The 16,578-nt window shown below is 71.3% G+C and carries 20 protein-coding genes; 7 read left to right on the top strand and 13 right to left on the bottom strand.

The genetic code is table 11. The features are described 5' to 3' along the window. Window positions 1-10 precede the first annotated feature (10 nt). On the top strand, window positions 11-388 hold the full coding sequence (locus BA062_RS34180; RefSeq protein ID WP_110343271.1) for a YccF domain-containing protein: 378 nt from the start codon (window positions 11-13) through the stop codon (window positions 386-388). Here the strand turns inward: BA062_RS34180 and BA062_RS34175 are convergent. Further along, window positions 344-772: a winged helix-turn-helix transcriptional regulator gene (locus BA062_RS34175; RefSeq protein WP_110343270.1), complete on the bottom strand. Its 429-nt coding sequence runs from the start codon at window positions 770-772 to the stop codon at window positions 344-346. The two genes, BA062_RS34180 and BA062_RS34175, sit on opposite strands and share 45 nt — an antisense overlap. Window positions 773-867: 95 nt before the next feature. On the opposite strand from BA062_RS34175, the gene BA062_RS34170 reads away from it, so the two are divergent. After that, complete coding sequence (locus BA062_RS34170; RefSeq protein ID WP_110343269.1) at window positions 868-1,710, top strand: SDR family oxidoreductase; 843 nt, start codon at window positions 868-870, stop codon at window positions 1,708-1,710. Between the two features lie 60 nt (window positions 1,711-1,770). Here the strand turns inward: BA062_RS34170 and BA062_RS34165 are convergent, their stop codons facing one another. Genes BA062_RS34165 through BA062_RS34140 form a run of 6 tightly spaced genes read right to left on the bottom strand, consistent with a single transcriptional unit; the run spans window position 1,771 to window position 6,439 of the window. Next, on the bottom strand, window positions 1,771-2,574 hold the full coding sequence (locus tag BA062_RS34165; RefSeq protein ID WP_110343268.1) for a metallophosphoesterase: 804 nt from the start codon (window positions 2,572-2,574) through the stop codon (window positions 1,771-1,773). Between the two features lie 37 nt (window positions 2,575-2,611). Beyond that, complete coding sequence (locus tag BA062_RS34160) at window positions 2,612-3,406, bottom strand: HAD-IIA family hydrolase (RefSeq protein ID WP_110343267.1); 795 nt, start codon at window positions 3,404-3,406, stop codon at window positions 2,612-2,614. Between the two features lie 10 nt (window positions 3,407-3,416). Next, entirely contained in the window at window positions 3,417-4,511 is a 1,095-nt protein-coding gene (locus tag BA062_RS34155) for a sulfate/molybdate ABC transporter ATP-binding protein (protein ID WP_110343266.1), read from the bottom strand. After that, on the bottom strand, window positions 4,508-5,272 hold the full coding sequence (locus tag BA062_RS34150) for an ABC transporter permease (protein WP_245960143.1): 765 nt from the start codon (window positions 5,270-5,272) through the stop codon (window positions 4,508-4,510). The genes BA062_RS34155 and BA062_RS34150 overlap by 4 nt, the downstream gene beginning before the upstream one ends. A gap of 16 nt (window positions 5,273-5,288) precedes the next feature. After that, complete coding sequence (modA, locus tag BA062_RS34145) at window positions 5,289-6,038, bottom strand: molybdate ABC transporter substrate-binding protein (protein WP_110343264.1); 750 nt, start codon at window positions 6,036-6,038, stop codon at window positions 5,289-5,291. Continuing rightward, a complete protein-coding gene (locus BA062_RS34140; RefSeq protein ID WP_110343263.1) occupies window positions 6,035-6,439 on the bottom strand; it encodes a TOBE domain-containing protein in 405 nt (134 codons plus the stop codon). The genes modA and BA062_RS34140 overlap by 4 nt, the downstream gene beginning before the upstream one ends. 104 nt (window positions 6,440-6,543) lie before the next feature. Here BA062_RS34140 and moaA point away from each other — a divergent pair, with 104 nt between their 5' ends. The 4 genes from moaA (at window position 6,544) to BA062_RS34120 (ending at window position 9,918) form a co-directional block, all read left to right on the top strand. Further along, window positions 6,544-7,608 carry a GTP 3',8-cyclase MoaA gene (moaA, locus tag BA062_RS34135; RefSeq protein ID WP_110343262.1) on the top strand — a complete coding sequence of 355 codons (1,065 nt, stop codon included), beginning with the start codon at window positions 6,544-6,546 and terminating at the stop codon, window positions 7,606-7,608. Window positions 7,609-7,611: 3 nt separating this feature from the next. Next, window positions 7,612-7,917 carry a MoaD/ThiS family protein gene (locus tag BA062_RS34130; protein WP_110343261.1) on the top strand — a complete coding sequence of 102 codons (306 nt, stop codon included), beginning with the start codon at window positions 7,612-7,614 and terminating at the stop codon, window positions 7,915-7,917. Between the two features lie 81 nt (window positions 7,918-7,998). After that, window positions 7,999-8,859 carry a phosphatidylinositol-specific phospholipase C/glycerophosphodiester phosphodiesterase family protein gene (locus tag BA062_RS34125; RefSeq protein WP_110343260.1) on the top strand — a complete coding sequence of 287 codons (861 nt, stop codon included), beginning with the start codon at window positions 7,999-8,001 and terminating at the stop codon, window positions 8,857-8,859. A 417-nt stretch (window positions 8,860-9,276) separates the two neighbouring features. Then, window positions 9,277-9,918, top strand: coding sequence for a LysM peptidoglycan-binding domain-containing protein (locus BA062_RS34120; RefSeq protein ID WP_110343259.1), 642 nt, complete (start codon window positions 9,277-9,279; stop codon window positions 9,916-9,918). Between the two features lie 224 nt (window positions 9,919-10,142). Here the strand turns inward: BA062_RS34120 and BA062_RS34115 are convergent, their stop codons facing one another. The 4 genes from BA062_RS34115 to BA062_RS34100 form a co-directional block, all read right to left on the bottom strand. Beyond that, a complete protein-coding gene (locus tag BA062_RS34115) occupies window positions 10,143-11,093 on the bottom strand; it encodes a molybdenum cofactor biosynthesis protein MoaE (protein WP_110343258.1) in 951 nt (316 codons plus the stop codon). Then, complete coding sequence (gene moaC, locus BA062_RS34110) at window positions 11,090-11,569, bottom strand: cyclic pyranopterin monophosphate synthase MoaC (RefSeq protein ID WP_110343257.1); 480 nt, start codon at window positions 11,567-11,569, stop codon at window positions 11,090-11,092. The genes BA062_RS34115 and moaC overlap by 4 nt, the downstream gene beginning before the upstream one ends. Next, entirely contained in the window at window positions 11,566-12,966 is a 1,401-nt protein-coding gene (locus tag BA062_RS34105; RefSeq protein ID WP_110343256.1) for an NAD-dependent malic enzyme, read from the bottom strand. Before BA062_RS34105 ends, moaC begins: the two co-directional genes overlap by 4 nt. Before the next feature lie 120 nt (window positions 12,967-13,086). Next, window positions 13,087-13,278, bottom strand: a complete 192-nt coding sequence (locus BA062_RS34100) for a hypothetical protein (RefSeq protein WP_110343327.1) — start codon at window positions 13,276-13,278, stop codon at window positions 13,087-13,089. Window positions 13,279-13,353: 75 nt separating this feature from the next. On the opposite strand from BA062_RS34100, the gene BA062_RS34095 reads away from it, so the two are divergent. Further along, window positions 13,354-15,588 carry a helicase-associated domain-containing protein gene (locus BA062_RS34095; protein WP_110343255.1) on the top strand — a complete coding sequence of 745 codons (2,235 nt, stop codon included), beginning with the start codon at window positions 13,354-13,356 and terminating at the stop codon, window positions 15,586-15,588. 98 nt (window positions 15,589-15,686) lie between these two features. Here the strand turns inward: BA062_RS34095 and BA062_RS34090 are convergent, their stop codons facing one another. Next, the gene (locus tag BA062_RS34090) at window positions 15,687-16,166 is read right to left on the bottom strand and encodes a DUF742 domain-containing protein (RefSeq protein WP_110343254.1); all 480 of its coding nucleotides are present in this window, start codon (window positions 16,164-16,166) and stop codon (window positions 15,687-15,689) included. Further along, window positions 16,159-16,578 carry a roadblock/LC7 domain-containing protein gene (locus BA062_RS34085; protein WP_110343253.1) on the bottom strand — a complete coding sequence of 140 codons (420 nt, stop codon included), beginning with the start codon at window positions 16,576-16,578 and terminating at the stop codon, window positions 16,159-16,161. The genes BA062_RS34090 and BA062_RS34085 overlap by 8 nt, the downstream gene beginning before the upstream one ends.

Here is a 16,578-nt window from a genome sequence, read left to right as displayed (position 1 = left end):
CAATGGGCTCATGAGCCTGTTGCTGAACGTGATCTGGCTGGTGCTCGCGGGATTCTGGATGGCCGTCGGCTACGTGGTCGCCGGGATCATCTGCTGCGTCCTGATCATCACGATCCCGTTCGGGCTCGCCTCGTTCCGCATCGCCAACTACGCGCTCTGGCCGTTCGGCCGCACGCTCACCGACCGCCGCGACGCGGGCGCGTTCTCCCTGCTCGGCAACATCATCTGGATCGTCTTCGCGGGCTGGTGGCTCGCGCTGGGCCACCTGGTCACCGGCATCCTGCTGTGCATCACGATCATCGGCATCCCGCTCGGCATCGGGAACCTCAAGATGATTCCGGTGTCACTGGTGCCGCTGGGCCGCGAGATCGTTCCCGTGCGCGACTGACGCCGGCTCCGCCCTGGCCGCATCGTAGGCGGCCCGCGCGCCGAGCACCTCGGGCAGGCTCGACTCGACGAGCGTGATCAGCTCCACGAGCTTCTCGGCGGTCCGCCTGCCCAGCGGCGTGAGGCTGTACTCCACCCTCGGCGGGATGCTCGGCTGCGCGTCGCGGTGCACGAAGCCGTCGCGCTCGAGCGCCTGCAACGTCTGGGCCAGCATCTTCTCGCTCACGCCGTCGACACGGCGGCGCAGCGCGTTGAACCGGAACGACCCCTCGTGCAGCGCGGCGAGCGCGAGGATCCCCCACCTGCCCGCCACGTGCTCGACCACGGTGCGCGACTCGCACGCGCGCGCGAACACGTCCGGCACCAGCCGGTCCACGTCCTCCATGTCACAAAGATAGCACTAACTCTCGGGTTGCACTTTCCAAAAGTTAGTACAGACTGAAAGGTGAGCATTCAACAACCCGCGAGGAGTGAACCCACGTGATCGTCGTGACCGGTGCCAACGGGCACCTTGGCCGCCTGGTGATCGAGGCGCTGAAGCAGACCGTCCCCGCCGACCGGATCGTCGCCGCGGTGCGCAGCCCGGAGAAGGCGGCGGACCTCGGCGTCGAGGTCCGCGAGGCCGACTACGACCGGCCGGACACACTCAAGACGGCGTTCGACGGCGCCGAGAAGGTGCTGCTGATCTCGGGCAGCGAGGTCGGCAGGCGCGTGCCGCAGCACACCGCCGTCGTCGAGGCGGCCAAGGCCGCGGGGGTCTCGCTGCTGGCCTACACGAGCGCGCCAAAGGCCGGCACGAGCCCGCTGATCCTCGCGCCGGAACACAAGGCGACCGAGGAGGTCATCCGCGACTCGGGCGTGCCCTACGCGATCCTGCGCAACAACTGGTACATCGAGAACTACGAGCAGGGCGTGCGCCAGGCCGCCGAGACCGGCACCTACGTCGGCAGCGCGGGCGAGGGCCGCGTCGCGGGCGCGACGAGGGCCGACTACGCGGCCGGCGCCGCAGCCGTCCTCGCGGGCGACGGTCACGAGAACAAGGTGTACGAGCTCTCCGGCGACACGGCGTTCACCTACGCCGACATCGCGGCCGCGGTCGCCGACGTGACCGGCAAGGACGTCACCTACCAGGACCTGAGCCCCGAGGACCACAAGGGCGCGCTGCTCTCGGCCGGCCTGCCCGAGGAGACGGCCGGGTTCGTCGTCGCGCTCGACGGCAACACCCGCGACGGCCTGCTCTCCGAGGCCACGGGCGAGCTCGCGCGCCTCATCGGCCGCCCCACCACACCCCTGCGCGAAGCGGTGGCGAAGCTGCTCGCATGACATGCCGCCGGCCGCGGTGCCCAACCGCAGTGAAGGCCACCATGCCTGCGTTGACTGCAGTCAGTCGTGGGGCTCCCAGGGGAGCTCCACGACCAGGCACGGCCCGCCCACGAAAAGGCCTCCGTCGATGCCCAGCGCCCTGCCGCCCGCGTAGAGGAACGGCGCCTCGATCTGCGTCGGGTGGATGCCGAGCTGGTCGGCGATGACACTGTGGCCGTGCACGATCCGCTCGCCGCCGAGCTGGTCGAGCAGGGTCTCCGCCGCCTCCTGCCCGTGCGGGCCGCGGAAGGCGTACCGGGTGGTCATGCGGCGCCAGACGTCCCACCACTGCGCGAGATCGTCACCGGCGAGCACCTCGCGGACCGCGTCGTTGATCTCCTCGGTCGTGTCGCCCCACTCCAGGTACTCCAGCGTGTCGGAATGCAACAGCAGGTGGTCGGCGGTGTTCGCGGCGACGGGCCGCTCGCTCAGCCAGCTCACGAGCTCCGGCGTGAGGTCGTCCTGGTCGGCGAGCTGCCCCCCGTTGATCTCCCAACTACGGGCGAAGCTGCGCGGGCCGAAGTCGGACGGCACGGCCGTGTCGCCGAAGTGGTACATGCCGAGCAGCAGGATCTCGTGGTTGCCGAGCAGCGTCTCCACGAAGCCGCCCGCCTCGGCGGCCTGCTCCTGCAGCTTCTTCACCAGCTCGATCCCGGCGACCCCGTCCGGTCCCCTGTCCACGAAGTCGCCGAGGAACCAGAGGCGGGCCTCGCCACCCGCCCAGTCGTCGGAGTCGTCGACGAGCCCGTGGTCTCGCAGGGCGTCGGCGAGCTCGTCGCGGTAGCCGTGGACATCGCCGACGACGAACGTGGGATGGTCCGTCACCTCTCCGACGATAAGGCCTGGCCGCCGGGCCGGAAGATCAGGCCGCCCCGAACGGGTCCTTCGTGCGTCCCACGAGGTCGGCGATCGAGTCCACCACGAGCGTCGGCCGGAACGGGTAGCGCTCGGCCGTCTCCCGCGTGGAGATGCCGGACAGCACGAGGATTGTCTGCAGCCCTGCCTCGATACCGGAGTGCACGTCCGTGTCCATCCGGTCACCGATCATCAGGGTGTGCTCGGAATGCGCGCCGAGCGCACGCAGAGCCGACCGCATCATGAGCGGGTTCGGCTTGCCGACGTAGTAAGGGGAACGACCCGTGGCGCGCTCGATGAGCGCCGCGATCGAACCCGTCGCGGGCAGGATGCCCTCGCGGCTGGGACCCGTCGGGTCCGGGTTGGTCGCGATGAAGCGCGCGCCCCGCTCGATCAGGCGGATCGCCCTGGTGATCGCGGTGAAGCTGTACGTGCGCGTCTCGCCGAGCACGACGTAGTCCGGGTCGCTGTCGGTGAGCACGTAGCCCACCTCGTGCAGCGCCGTGGTGAGCCCGGCCTCGCCGATCACGTACGCCGAGCCGTTCGGGCGCTGGGCCTGCAGGAACCTCGCCGTGGCGAGCGCGGAGGTCCAGATCGCCTCCTCGGGCACGTCCAGTCCCGTGCGCAGCAGCCGCGCCCGCAGGTCACGCGGCGTGTAGATGGAGTTGTTGGTCAGTACGAGGAACGCCGCGTCGTTGGCGCGCAGCTCGGCGAGGAACTCGTCGGCGCCCGGCACGAGGTGCTCCTCGTGCACCAGTACACCGTCCATGTCGGTCAGGTAGCTCCACCGCTGATCGCTCATGGCCCCAAGCCTATTTGCCGAACGCCGGCTGGATCGTCACCGCGGTCGCCTTCACCGCCAGCCGGATCGGCGTGCCGGGCTCGAGAGCCAGCTCCGCGACCGCCGCGGGAGTGAGGTCGGCGGAGAGGCCCTCGGCCCAGCCGTCCCCGTCGACGGTCCGCAGCCGCACCACCGGGCCGTGCGGCTCCAGCGCGCCCACCACAGCGGCGACGGTGTTGCGCGGGCTTCCCTCCGGGAGCTCACTCGCCGGGTACACCGCCACCGACCCTGGCGCGAACACTGCGACCGCGGGCTCCCCCGCCACCACGTCGGGAGAGGGGATGCCGCTGATCAGCCCGCCCCCTGCGAGGCGAAGGCCCTGCTCCTCCGCGGTGCCTGCGACGAGGTTGAGCCCGGCGATCCGCGCGGTGAAGGGGGTCCTCGGCGCGGAAAGGACCTCCCCTGTCGCCCCGCGTTCCACGACGCGCCCGCCGTCGAGCACCACGACGTGGTCGGCCAGGGCGAGCGCGTCGAGCGGGTCGTGGGTCACCAGCACCGTGGCCCTGCGGTTGCCCGGCGAGCGCAGCACCCTGCGCAGCAGGCCCCGGATTGCTGGCGCGGCGTCGACATCCAGCGCGGCGAGTGGCTCGTCGAGCAGCAGCAGGTCGGGCTCACCGGCGAGCGCGCGGGCGATGGCGACCCGCTGCGCCTGCCCGCCGGAGAGCTGCGCGGGCCTGCGGTCGGCCAGCCCTGCGGCATCCACTTCGGACAGCCAGCGCCGGGCGACGGCCCTCGACTCCGCTCTGGAGGCACCCCGCGAGCGGGGCGCGAAGGCCACGTTGTCCACGACGGACAGATGCGGGAACAGCAGCGCGTCCTGCGCGAGCAGCCCGACGCCGCGGTCGTGCGGCTGGACCTGCAGACGGGGACTGCGTGTCAGCGTCCGCTCCCCCAGCGTCACCACACCGTCGTCGGGCACGAGCAGGCCCGCGAGGCACCCGAGCAGCGTGGACTTGCCGGAGCCGTTGGGCCCGAGTACCGCGAGCACGGTGCCCTCTGGCACGTCGAGGGCCACGGACAGCGAGAAGGAACCCCTGCTGAGCTTCATCTCGGCACGCAGTGTCATGGCCTGCCCTCCAGCGCGCGCGGCCTCGCCACGGCGATCACCACCACCGCGACCACGATGAGCAGCAGTGCGAGCGCCACGGCACTGTCCACGTCGGCCTCGGCCTGGTTGTAGACCTCCAGCGGCAGCGTCCTGGTCACGCCCTCCAGGCTGCCCGCGAACGTGATGGTGGCGCCGAACTCGCCCAGCGCCCTCGCGAAGCTCAGCACCGCGCCCGAGCCGAGCGCGGGCAGCAGTAACGGGACGGTCACCCTGCGGAACACCGTCCACGGCCTCGCGCCCAGGGTCGCGGCCACGCGCTCGTAGCGGTCACCCGCGCCCCGAAGGGCGCCCTCCAGGCTCACCACGAGAAAAGGCATGGCCACGAACGTCTGCGCGATCACCACCGCCGTCGTCGTGAACGGGATGCGCACGCCGGCGGTGACGTCGAGCAGGTAGCCGAGAAATCCGTTGCGCCCCAGCAGGAACAGCAGCGCCAGGCCACCGACCACCGGGGGCAGCACGAGCGGCAGCAGCACCACCGCGCGCAATACCCGCACGCCCCGGCTCCGCGAGCGCGCGAGCACCACGGCGAGCGGAACGCCGAGCAGCACACACAGCACAGTGGACAGCACGGCGGTGACCAGCGAGAGCCGCAACGCGTTCAGCGACGCGCCAGAGGTCAGCAGCTCCGGCAACCGGGCGTAGTCCGTACGCGCGAGCAGGCCGACGACGGGCAGCACCACGAGCGCGAGCGCCAGCCCTGCCGGGATCCACAGCACCCACGGAACGGAGCGGTTACGGCGCGCCAAAGCCCACCCTGGTCAGTTCCTTCCGGCCCACCTCGCCGAGCACGAGGTCCCGGAACTGCCTGGCGAGCTCGGGCTCACCGGCCGAGGACAGCGCCGCGATCGGGTACTCGTTGATCGCCCGCTCCGACTCGGGGAAGTCCACCGAGTCCACCTTGTCTCCCGCCGACGTCACGTCGGTGACGTACACCAGGCCGGCGTCGGCCTCGCCGAGCCGCACCTTGTTGAGCACTGCCTTGACGTCCTGTTCCTCGCTGGCGGGTGCGAGGGTCACCCCGGTGGCCCGCTCGACCTCCTCGGTCGCCGCTCCGCACGGCACCTGCGCCGCGCACACCACCACGGTCAGGTCCTCGCGCGCAAGGTCGGCGAAGCCCTCGACGCCCTTCGGGTTTCCCGGTGCGACGGCGATCGTCAGCTGGTTGGTGGCGAACGTCTGGGGCCGCCCTTCGACGCCGCCCGCGTCCATCACCTTGTCCATGTTCTTCTCGTTGGCCGAGGCGAACACGTCGGCGGGGGCGCCCTCGTTGATCTGGCTGGCGAGCTGCGACGAACCGGCGAGGTTCAGCCGCACGTCGACGCCCTCGTGCTGGGCCTCGAACTGCTTCTCCAGCGCCCCGAACGCCTCGGTGAGCGAGGCGGCGGCGAAGACGTTGAGCGTCGTCGTGCCGTCTCCGGCAGACGTGCCGCAGGCGGAGGCGACGAGCACGCAGGCGAGCGCCGCGGGCAGGAGCTTCCTCATTGCTTACCTCCGGGGGTCTCCACGATGACCTGGGTGGCCTTGACGACGGCGACCGCGAGCACGCCGGGCCGCAACCCCAGCTCCTCGACGGCCTCCGAGCTCATGAGGGACACCACGCGGTGTGTCCCGCACTGCAGCTCGACCTGCGCCATCACCTTGTCCACCACGACGTCGGTGACGAGGCCGACGAAGTGGTTGCGGGCGGAGCGACCGACCCCGGTGGGGTCCGCCGATTCGGCGGCCTGCGCCCTGGCGAACCCGGCCAGCTCGGAACCTTCGATGACCTTGCGGCCCGAGGAGTCCTCCCCGGCGCGCAACTGCCCGGCCTTGACCCAGCGGCGGACTGTGTCGTCGCTGACACCCAGCAGCCGGGCGGCTTCTGAGAACCGAAAATGCGGCATGACGGAGAGATTATCTCCGCAGGTGCGTTTTCGGCCATGTCGCTGCCGATTCGGTATGCAAGCAAGCTCACAACCGCGGCGGATCCCGCATTAGGCTGGGGGCGATGACAGCGGTAGATCTCGGCACCCCCAGGGTGCCCGGCGCTCGCACGACGTCCGGTGCACCGCGCCCGGACGATCCCGCCCTGATCGACACGTTCGGCCGGGTAGCGACCGACCTGCGAGTCTCGCTGACCGACAAGTGCAACCTGCGTTGCACCTACTGCATGCCGGCGGAGGGTCTCGACTGGATGCCCGGCGAGCAGTTGCTCACCGACGACGAGCTGCTGCGGCTCATGGGCATCGCCGTGTCGCTGCTCGGAGTCACGGACATCCGGCTCACCGGAGGCGAACCGCTGCTGCGGCCCCGCCTGGAGCAGCTGGTCGCCCGGATCAAGGCCCTCGACCCCGCGCCGCGGCTTTCCATGACCACCAATGGCATCGGCCTCGCCAAGCGCGCGCAGGCGTTCGCCGACGCGGGCCTCGACCGGATCAACGTCTCGCTCGACTCGGTCGACCGCGAGACGTTCGAGCGGATCACCCGGCGCGACCGGCTGCGGCACGTGGTCGACGCACTGGCCGCCGCGAGGGACGCGGGACTGAACCCCGTGAAGATCAACGCGGTGCTGATGCGCGGCGTCAACGAGCACCAGGCGACCGCGCTGCTGCGCTTCGCGCTCGACAACGGCTACCACCTGCGGTTCATCGAGCAGATGCCGCTCGACGCCCAGCACGGCTGGAACCGCAAGGAGATGATCACGGCCGACGAGATCCTCGAGCTGCTGGGCGCAGAGTTCACGCTCACGCCGAGCCCGGCCGAACGCGGCGGTGCCCCCGCCGAGCGCTGGCTGGTCGACGGCGGACCCGCCGAGGTCGGCGTGATCCCCTCGGTCACCAGGCCGTTCTGCTCCGCGTGCGAGCGCACGCGCCTCACTGCGGACGGGGCGATCCGCTCGTGCCTGTTCAGCACCGAGGAGACCGACCTGCGGGCCCTGCTGCGCGGCGGGGCGAGCGACGACGACATCGCCGACACCTGGCGCGCCACGATGTGGGGCAAGCTCGCGGGCCACGAGATCAACGAGGCCGGTTTCGCCCAGCCGATCCGGCCGATGAGCGCCATCGGAGGCTGAGCAGTGGGATCGCCGTCGTCCGGGCAGGTCGCGGACACGCAGGGGGAACAGCACGCCACGACGGTGCTGGTGCGCTACTTCGCATCGGCCCGCGCGGCGAGCGGGGTCGAGGAGGAGGTGCTGCGGCTGCCCGCGGGCGCGTCGGTGAGCGAGGCCATCGACGAGCTGCGCAAGCTGCACCCGGCCGAACTGCCGCGAATCCTGGAGGCCGCGAGCTTCCTGCTCGACGGCATCGCCGTGCGCGACATCAGCAGGCAGCTGCCCGACGGCGCCGAGCTGGACGTGCTGCCGCCATTCGCGGGCGGCTGAGTCCTGGACTTCGCCTGCTCTTGACCGGCTGGTGCCGGTCCGTTCACCCCGTGGCCGCCGGGGCGGCAGAGGCTGGCCCGCATGCCGCTGTCGCGCCGCTCGTTCACGATCCTCACGGCTTCGGCCGCCACCGCGGGCCTGCTCGGCGCCCCCGCGCTCGCACAGGCCGGCCCCCGCTCCTGGGTCCGTCCACTGGCCAGGGCGCACGCGCACAACGACTACGAGCACGAGCGCCCGCTGTTCGACGCGCTCGCCGAGGGCTTCACGAGCGTCGAGGCCGACATCCACCTGGTGGAAGGCGAGCTGCTCGTCGGGCACGACCCCGAGGACCTGACCCCGTCTCGCACGCTGGAATCGCTGTACCTGGAGCCGCTGCGCGCGCGGGTGCTCGCCAACCACGGCGGGGTCTACCGGCGCCGGATGGACTTCCAGCTGCTCGTGGACATCAAGACCGAGGCGGAGAGCACGTACGCGGCGCTGGAGCGGCGACTGCGGCACCCGCGCTACGGGTTCCTCTTCTCCGCGTACGCGCGCGGGCGCGTGCGCGAGGGCGCTGTGACGGTCGTGCTGTCCGGGAACCGCCCGAGGACCGTGCTGAGCGAGCAGAGCCACCGGCTCGCGTTCTACGACGGCCGGATCGGCGATGCCACCGACCTCGGGCCGGGCTCCGACGCGCGACTGACGCCGCTGGTGTCAGACAACTGGACGAAATTGTTCACCTGGGCCGGTGAGGGCGCCTTCCCGGCCGCGGAGCGGAGCCTGCTCGAAGAGGTCGTGAACAAGGCGCATGCGGGGGGCCAGCGCGTGCGGTTCTGGGCGACGCCGGACACCCCCGGCCCGGCCCGCACGGCGGTCTGGAAGGCTCTCGTGGACGCCGGAGTGGACCACATCAACACGGATGATTTGCCGGGTTTGGCCGGCTTCCTCCGTGCCAAGTGGTAGTCACAAACGGAGTATTCGCGCCAAATCCACGTGACACAGACCTCACTTACCGTGAAATATCTCGAGAAGGAAACGGCCGGATAACGGCGCCCTGACCAGCGAGAACACTGGAATCGCTCGAGGTTGCGTGGTGTTACTGTGACCTAGGTCACAGGCTTGATAATTTCCGATCACGGGTGTCGTTACGTACCGTCGCTTCTCGGTTGGCCCCGACCGACCAGAGCAAGACCGGGACTCCCGTAGCGCCGAACCCAGTCCGGCGGGAGGCCCGGACCAAAACCCCGAGCGAAAGAGACTTCCGGACTGGGACGAGAGGGAACGGAGCCTGACGGCGATGTGAGCCGGCTTGGAGAGCCGGCCAGGTCCATGCGGCCTGCCTCGCTGCACGGAGGCGCGGAAGACGAGACCGAGTCGAAAATGGCTTATCGAGGCAAGCACCGTAAGACCTCCGCTGCTTCCCGCACCTTCGCCCGCGTCGCTGTCGCGGGGCTGGCCGTGGGTGCGCCGCTGGCGATCGCTGCGACCCCCGCGCAGGCCGACAGCGTCAACTGGGATGCCATCGCGCAGTGCGAGAGCGGCGGCGACTGGAGCATCAACACCGGCAACGGCTACTCCGGCGGTCTGCAGTTCTCCCCGAGCACGTGGCAGGCCTATGGCGGCACGGGCTCGGCCCACGAGGCTTCCCGCGAGGAGCAGATCGCGGTCGCCGAGCGCGTTCTTGAGGGCCAGGGCATCGGCGCGTGGCCGGTGTGCGGCGCTCAGGCCGGCTCCAGCGCGAGCTACTCGGGCAGCAACACCGAGGGCACCTCGGAGCAGACCACCTCCTACGAGAGCGCTCCTGTCGAGGAGTCGGCTCCGGCCCCGCAGGCCCCGCCGCTCACCGGTGTCGCGAAGTCCAACCCGAAGGGCGACTACACGGTCGTCGAGGGTGACACCCTCACCAAGATCGCCGAGAAGAAGAACGTTCAGGGCGGCTACACCAAGCTGGCCGAGCTGAACAAGGACTTCATCTCGAACCCCGACTACATCGTGGTCGGCCAGAAGATCGCCACCAAGTGACCCGCTGACGCGGACTCACTTGCCCCTGACGGCGCGGATGCCGGGTCCGCGGGCCTACCCGAAGGCTTGCGGACCCGGCACACAGGGCCCCACCGTGTCCCCCGGACGGTGGGGCCCTTGTGCTGTTCGCGAGTCGTGCGCTCAGGACCGCGAGTCGTGCGTTCCTGGCCGCGAGTCGTGCGTTCCGGTTCGCGAGTCGTGCGCTCCCGACCGCGAGTCGTGCACTATGGCGAGTTGACCCACTCGTCGGTGCCGTCCGTGAACTTCTGGTGCTTCCACACCGGGAGGCGGGCCTTGACCTCGTCCACCAGCTCCGCGCAGGCGGCGAAAGCCTCGGCCCGGTGGTCGGCGGCGACCGCGCACGCGAGCGCCACGTCGCCGATCTCCAGCGCGCCGAGCCGGTGGCTCACGGCGACGGCGCGCAGCCCGGCCCGGTGGGCGGCCACCTCGGAGACCACGCGCGCGAGCACGTCGCCCGCGCTCGGGTGCCCCTCGTAGTACAGGGAGGTCACCGAGCGGCCGTCGTCGTGGTCGCGCACCACGCCGCCGAACGTCACCACGGCACCCGCGCCCGCGTCACGCACCAGCTGGGCGTGCTCCTCGACGGACAACTCCGTCTCGGTCACCTGCGCCAGCGCCACGCGGGCGTGAGCTCCACCCTCCGCATCCTGGGCCGGCTCGGCGTGACCGGCGCCATGCCGGGGATGGTCGCCGCCCGCGATCTGGTCGACGGCGTGGTCGAGCACCGTGTCGAGCACGTCGAGGCCGTCGTTCACGCCGCCCCGCGAGCCGGGCAGGTTCACCACGAGCGTCCGGCCCGCGATCCCGGCAAGCCCGCGCGAGAGCATCGCCGTGGGCACCTTCTCCTGCCCCGCTGCCCTGACGGCGTCCGCGAGGCCGGGCAGCTCGATGTCCAGCAGCGGCGCCGTCGCCTCGGGCGTGCGGTCCGTCGGCGAAATCCCCGTTCCACCGGTGGTGATCACCACGTCAACGTCGTCGGTGAGGCAGCCCCGCAGTGCCTGCGCCACCGGCTCGCCGTCCTCGACGACGATCGGCTCCGGCACGTCGTAGGAGCGCTCGGTCAGCCACTTGGCGATGATCGGACCGGTCTGATCGGCGTAGACTCCGGTCGCGGCCCGGTTGGACGCCACAATCACCCTCGCCGTGCGTGTCATCGGTTCTCCTCCCGGCGCCAGCTGCCCGTCTTGCCGCCGTCCTTGGTCTCGAGCCGTACGCCGTCGAGCGTCGCGGCCGGGTCCACCGCCTTGATCATGTCGTGCAGCGTCAGCCCGGCGACGGCGACCGCGGTGAGCGCCTCCATCTCGACGCCGGTGCGGTCGCTCGTGCGCGCCATTGCCTCGATGCGCACGCTGTCGGTGCCGAGCTCGAAACTCACGTCCACCTTGGTCAGCGCGATCTGGTGGCACAGCGGGATCAGCTCGGAGGTGCGCTTGGCGCCCATGATGCCCGCGAGCCGCGCCGTGGCCAGCGCGTCGCCCTTGGGCAGCCCGCCCTCGGACAACAGGCCGATCACCTCGGCCGTGGTGCGGACGTGACCGCTCGCGACCGCAGTGCGCGCGGTGACGGCCTTGCCGGAGACGTCGACCATGCGGGCCGCGCCCGCCTCGTCGACGTGGCTCAGTTCACTCACGACGTCGAGGCTACTTCTTCCTTCCTGGCGGCCGCCTTCACGGCCTCGGCAACGGCGGGCGCGACAGCCGCGTCGAACACGCTGGGCACGATGAACGAGGCGTTGAGCCGGTCGTCCACCACGTCGGCGATCGCATTGGCCGCGGCCAGGAGCATCTCGTCGTCGATCTGGTGCGCCTGCGCGTCCAGCAGCCCGCGGAACACGCCGGGGAACGCGAGCACGTTGTTGATCTGGTTCGGGTAGTCGCTGCGGCCCGTGGCCACCACGGCGGCGTGCTTCTGCGCCTCCAGCGGGTCGATCTCCGGATCGGGGTTGGCGAGCGCGAACACCACGGCGTCGTCGGCCATCGTGGCGACCTGCTCGGCGCTGAAGAGGTTGGGTGCGGAGACACCGATGAACACGTCGGCACCGACGAGCGCGTCGTGCAGCGTGCCCGACACGTTGTCCTTGTTCGTGTGCTCGGCAACCCAGCGCAGGTTGTCGTCGAGGTTGTCGCGGCCGCTGTGGACGATGCCGTCGATGTCGGCGGCGACGATGTCGGCCGGGCCCTTGCGCCGCAGCAGGCGGATGATCGCCGAACCGGCCGCGCCGACGCCGCTGACCACGATCTTGCACTTCTCGATGGGCTTGCCCACCACGCGCAGCGCGTTGCGCAGCGCGGCGACCACCACGATCGCGGTGCCGTGCTGGTCGTCGTGGAAGACGGGGATGTCGAGCTGCTCGCGCAGGCGCCGCTCGATCTCGAAGCAGCGCGGCGCGGCGATGTCCTCGAGGTTGATGCCCGCGTAGACGGGGGCGAGCGCGCGCACGATCCGGATGATCTCCTCGGTGTCCTGGGTGTCCAGGCACACCGGCCACGCGTCGACGCCCGCGAACTTCTTGAACAGCGCCGCCTTGCCCTCCATCACCGGCAGCGCCGCCGACGGGCCGATGTTGCCGAGGCCCAGCACGGCCGAGCCGTCGGTGACCACGGCGACCGTGTTGCGCTTGATCGTCAGCCTGCGCGCGTCCTCCGGGTTGGCGGCGATCGCCTGGCAGACCCTCGCCACGCCGGGGGTGTAGGCGCGGGAGAGGTCGTCCCGGTTGCGGAGCGCGACCTTGGGGCTGACCTCGAGCTTGCCGCCGAGGTGCATGAGGAACGTGCGGTCGGAGACCTTCCGCACGTGCACGCCCGGCAGCGCGTTGAGGGCCTTGGTGAGATCCTCGGCGTGATCGGCCGAGGAGACGTTAGCCGTGATGTCGACGACGATGGCGTCGCTGTGCGACTCCACGACGTCGAACGCGGTGAGCACGCCCCCCACCTGGCCGACCGCGGTGGTCAGGTCACCGGCGGCGCTGGCCGAGGGCGGTGCCTCCAGCCGCACGGTGATCGAGTAACCAGGACCGGGAACGGGCATCGGATTACCCCCGCATCGAAAAATGACCTATACGGGTCAGAACACTAGCCCCGTGACCCCCGCCACCGGCGGCCAGGATCGGTGACCGGCGAGTAACAGACCCCGAGGTCCGGGGCCTCGTCAGCCGCGCTTGTTGATCTCGGTCTCGGGGTGCTCGTAGGGCACCGCCTCGAGCGGGAACGTCATTTCGCCGAACGGGGAGAGGGCACCCTGCCGGTCCGCTGCGAGCTCCGAGACGGGGTGCTCGCCCGCGGGCACCTCGGGCCACGTCGGATCGATCCGCTTGCTCTTCCGGCTGTCGGCCTTCGCCACGTCGTCCTCCACAACTCGACCAACGGTGCCCTCAGTGTGCCCGATGGGGAAAAGCAGGGGATATCGTGGTCAGCGATGGCCGCCCTCTCTCTCGCGGACTGGCTGCGCGCGGTGCCCGACGACGCTTTGGCCGACCTGCTGCGCGCCCGGCGCGATCTCGCGACGCCGCCCCCGGCCGACTCGTCGGTGCTCGCCACCCGCGCCGGCACGGTGGGGTCGATCGCGCGCGCCTGCGAGAACCTGGACACGGCCACGCTCGCGGTGCTGGAGACGCTGGTGGTGGCCGGTGCCGACTCAGAGCCGGTGAGCCGCGACGACGTGACCGCATTGCTCGGCACCGACGTGGGGCCCGCGCTGGACCGGCTCCGCGGCCTGGCCCTCGCGTGGGGCGACGACGACGCACTCGGCATCGCCCCCGCCACGCGGGAGGTGTTCGGTCCCTTCCCGGCCGGCCTCGGCGCGCCCGCCGGTTCGGTGCCCGACCTCGCCGTCGTGCTCGCCGAGGTGGGCGAGGACGAACACGCACTGCTGGCCAAGCTCTCGGCGGGCCCGCCGATCGGCCGCACCCGCGACGCCGCCGCCGACGTGAAACTGGCGGAGGCGCAGACGCCGGTGCAGCGGCTGCTCGCGCGTGGGCTGCTGATCCGACGTGACGACCAGACCGTGGAGCTGCCGCGCGAGGTGGGGCTGGCGCTGCGCGACGGCGTCGTCTACCCGAAGGAGTCGCTGAGCGAGCCCGAGCTGCCCACCAACCCGCACCAGCAGTCCACTGTGGATCAGGCTGCGGCCGGTGAGGCGACGGAGTTCCTGCGGAACCTCGAATCCCTGCTGCACCTGTGGTCGGCGCAGCCGTCACCGGTGCTCAAGTCCGGTGGGCTCGGGGTGCGCGAGCTGCGCCGCATCGCCAAGGAGCTCGACGTCGACGACACCAGGGCCACGCTGCTCGCCGAGCTGGCGTTCGGCGCGGGGCTGGCGGCGGCGAGCGACGACACCACGCCGGAATGGGTGCCGACGACGCTCACCGACTCGTGGCTGTCGTCGCCGCCCGCGCTGCGCTGGCTGGGGGTCGCGCAGGCGTGGCTGGACCTGCCGAGGTTGCCCGGCCTCGCCGGTCAGCGGGACGCGAAGGACAAGGCGCTCGCCCCGCTGTCGGAAGACCTGCGCCGTCCGCTGGCTCCGGGTGCGCGGCGCCGCGTACTGGGTGTGCTCGCCGCGCTACCCGGTGGCGCGGGCGTGAAGGGCGTCGACGAGCTCGTGGCGCTGCTGGCCTGGCGGGCGCCGCGCCGAGGCGGGCGGCTGCGGGACGACCTCGTCCGCTGGACGATGGCCGAGGCGTCGGCGATCGGCATGGTCGCGCTGGGAGCGCTCACGTCGGCGGCGGGCGCGCTGCTGGAGGGGGATCCGCACGGCGCCGCGAGCGCGATGGCCGACGCGCTGCCGAGGCCCGTCGATCACGTGCTCGTGCAGGCCGACCTGACGGTGGTCGCCCCCGGCCCGCTGGAGGCCGATCTCGCGGCGGCGATCACGGCCGTGGCCGACGTGGAGTCCGCCGGTCACGCGACGGTGTACCGGGTCACCGAGGCGTCGGTGCGGAGGGCGCTCGACAGCGGGCGCACCGCCGACGAACTGCACGAGCTGTTCCGCACGCGCTCGGCGACGCCGGTGCCCCAGTCGCTGACGTACCTGATCGACGATGTCGCCCGCAGGCACGGGCGGCTGCGCGGCGGTGCGGCGGCGTCGTTCCTGCGTTGCGACGACGAGGTGCTGCTGGCGGAGGTGCTCGGCACCCCGGCGGCGCAGGAGTTCGAGCTGCGCAAGATCGCGCCGACCGTGCTGGTGAGCCCCTATCCGCTCGCGGACATGCTCGACGGACTCCGTGCGGCGGGCTTCGCCCCTGCGGCGGAGGACGCGGCGGGCCGGATCCTCGACCTGCGCCCGAGCGGACGCCGGATCGCCGCTCGTGGCCGCCCGGTCCGCAGGACGGCGCCCCAGCAGAATCCGATCAGCCCCGAGCAGCTCAAGGCCGTGCTGGCGCACATCCGCGCCGGTGACCGGGCCGCGACGACGAAACGCGGCAAGACCGTGCGTCTCCCGGCGGGAGGCGGATCCGACACGTCGGCGACGCTGGCCCTGCTGGCACAGGCGACCCGCGAGCAACGCGAGGTGTGGATCGGCTTCGTCGACTCCCACGGCACGGCGAGCCAGCGCGTGGTGACGCCGGTCCGCGTCGGCGGGGGCATCCTGGAAAGCTCGGACAACGAGCGCTACCCACTGCACCGCATCACCTCGGCCGCCCTCGTCGAAGACTGACCCACTCCTGCCCCAGAAGGGAGCAAGGGAGCTTTACTCCCGTTTTCCGGGAGCAAAGGTCCCCTGCTCCCATACGGGACCGCACGTGTGGGTGGTGGTCAGAGTGCGCGGAGACCCTCGAGGATGCGGCTCATGAAGTCGCGCGACGAGCGGTCCGTCAGCAGCATGCCCGGCTGCTGGATCTCCACCGCACCGGCCGCGGCGAGGTCGTCGACGATCACCTTCGCCACGTTCAGCGGCAGGCGCGAGTACGCGGCGACCTCCGCCACCGAGCGCACCTCGACACACAGGTCGCAGATGAACCGCTGCACGGTGGTGGCCGCACCCAGGTAACGGCGGCCCCGCTCGCTCGTCGCCACCAGCGACTCCAGCTGCAGGTCCTGCCCGGGCCGCGTCCGGCCTCCGGTCCGCGCGTACGGCCGCACCAGCGAACGGTGCTCGAATCGCGCGGGCCCGCGCACCGGCTCCCTGCGCGTCAGCTTCGGCAGGCTCGTCAGATCGAACCGCTCGGGCGAGTCGAAGCCCTCACGGCCGGTCCCCTGATGCAAGGCGTCCCATGCGTCCACGCGGTTACCCACGCACCCCGCCCTGCAGCTGCGCCCGCAGCTCCGGTGTGAGCTGCTGACCGACCCGGTCCACGAGCAGCGTCATCTCGTACGCGACCGTGCCGATGTCGGACGTGGGCGCAGCGAGCACCGCCAGGCAGGAGCCGTCGCTGATCGACATCAGGAAGAGGTACCCGCGCTCCATCTCGACAACCGTCTGGTTCACGTTGCCCGCCTCGAAACAACGCGCGGCGCCCAGCGTCAGCGAGATCAGGCCGGAGGCGACGGCGGAGAGCTGGTCGGCCCGATCCCTCGGCAGGCCGTCCGACGCGGCCAGCAGCAACCCGTCAGCGGAGACGACAACGGCGTGCGCGGCACCCGGCACCCTGCGCACGAAGTCGGTGATGAGCCAGCCGAAGCTGCCCTGCTGGGCCGAAGCCGTCAC

This window comes from Prauserella flavalba (assembly GCF_003202235.1).
Classification (GTDB): Bacteria; Actinomycetota; Actinomycetes; order Mycobacteriales; family Pseudonocardiaceae; genus Prauserella_A; species Prauserella_A flavalba.
This window is presented reverse-complemented; position numbering and strand designations above follow the sequence as displayed.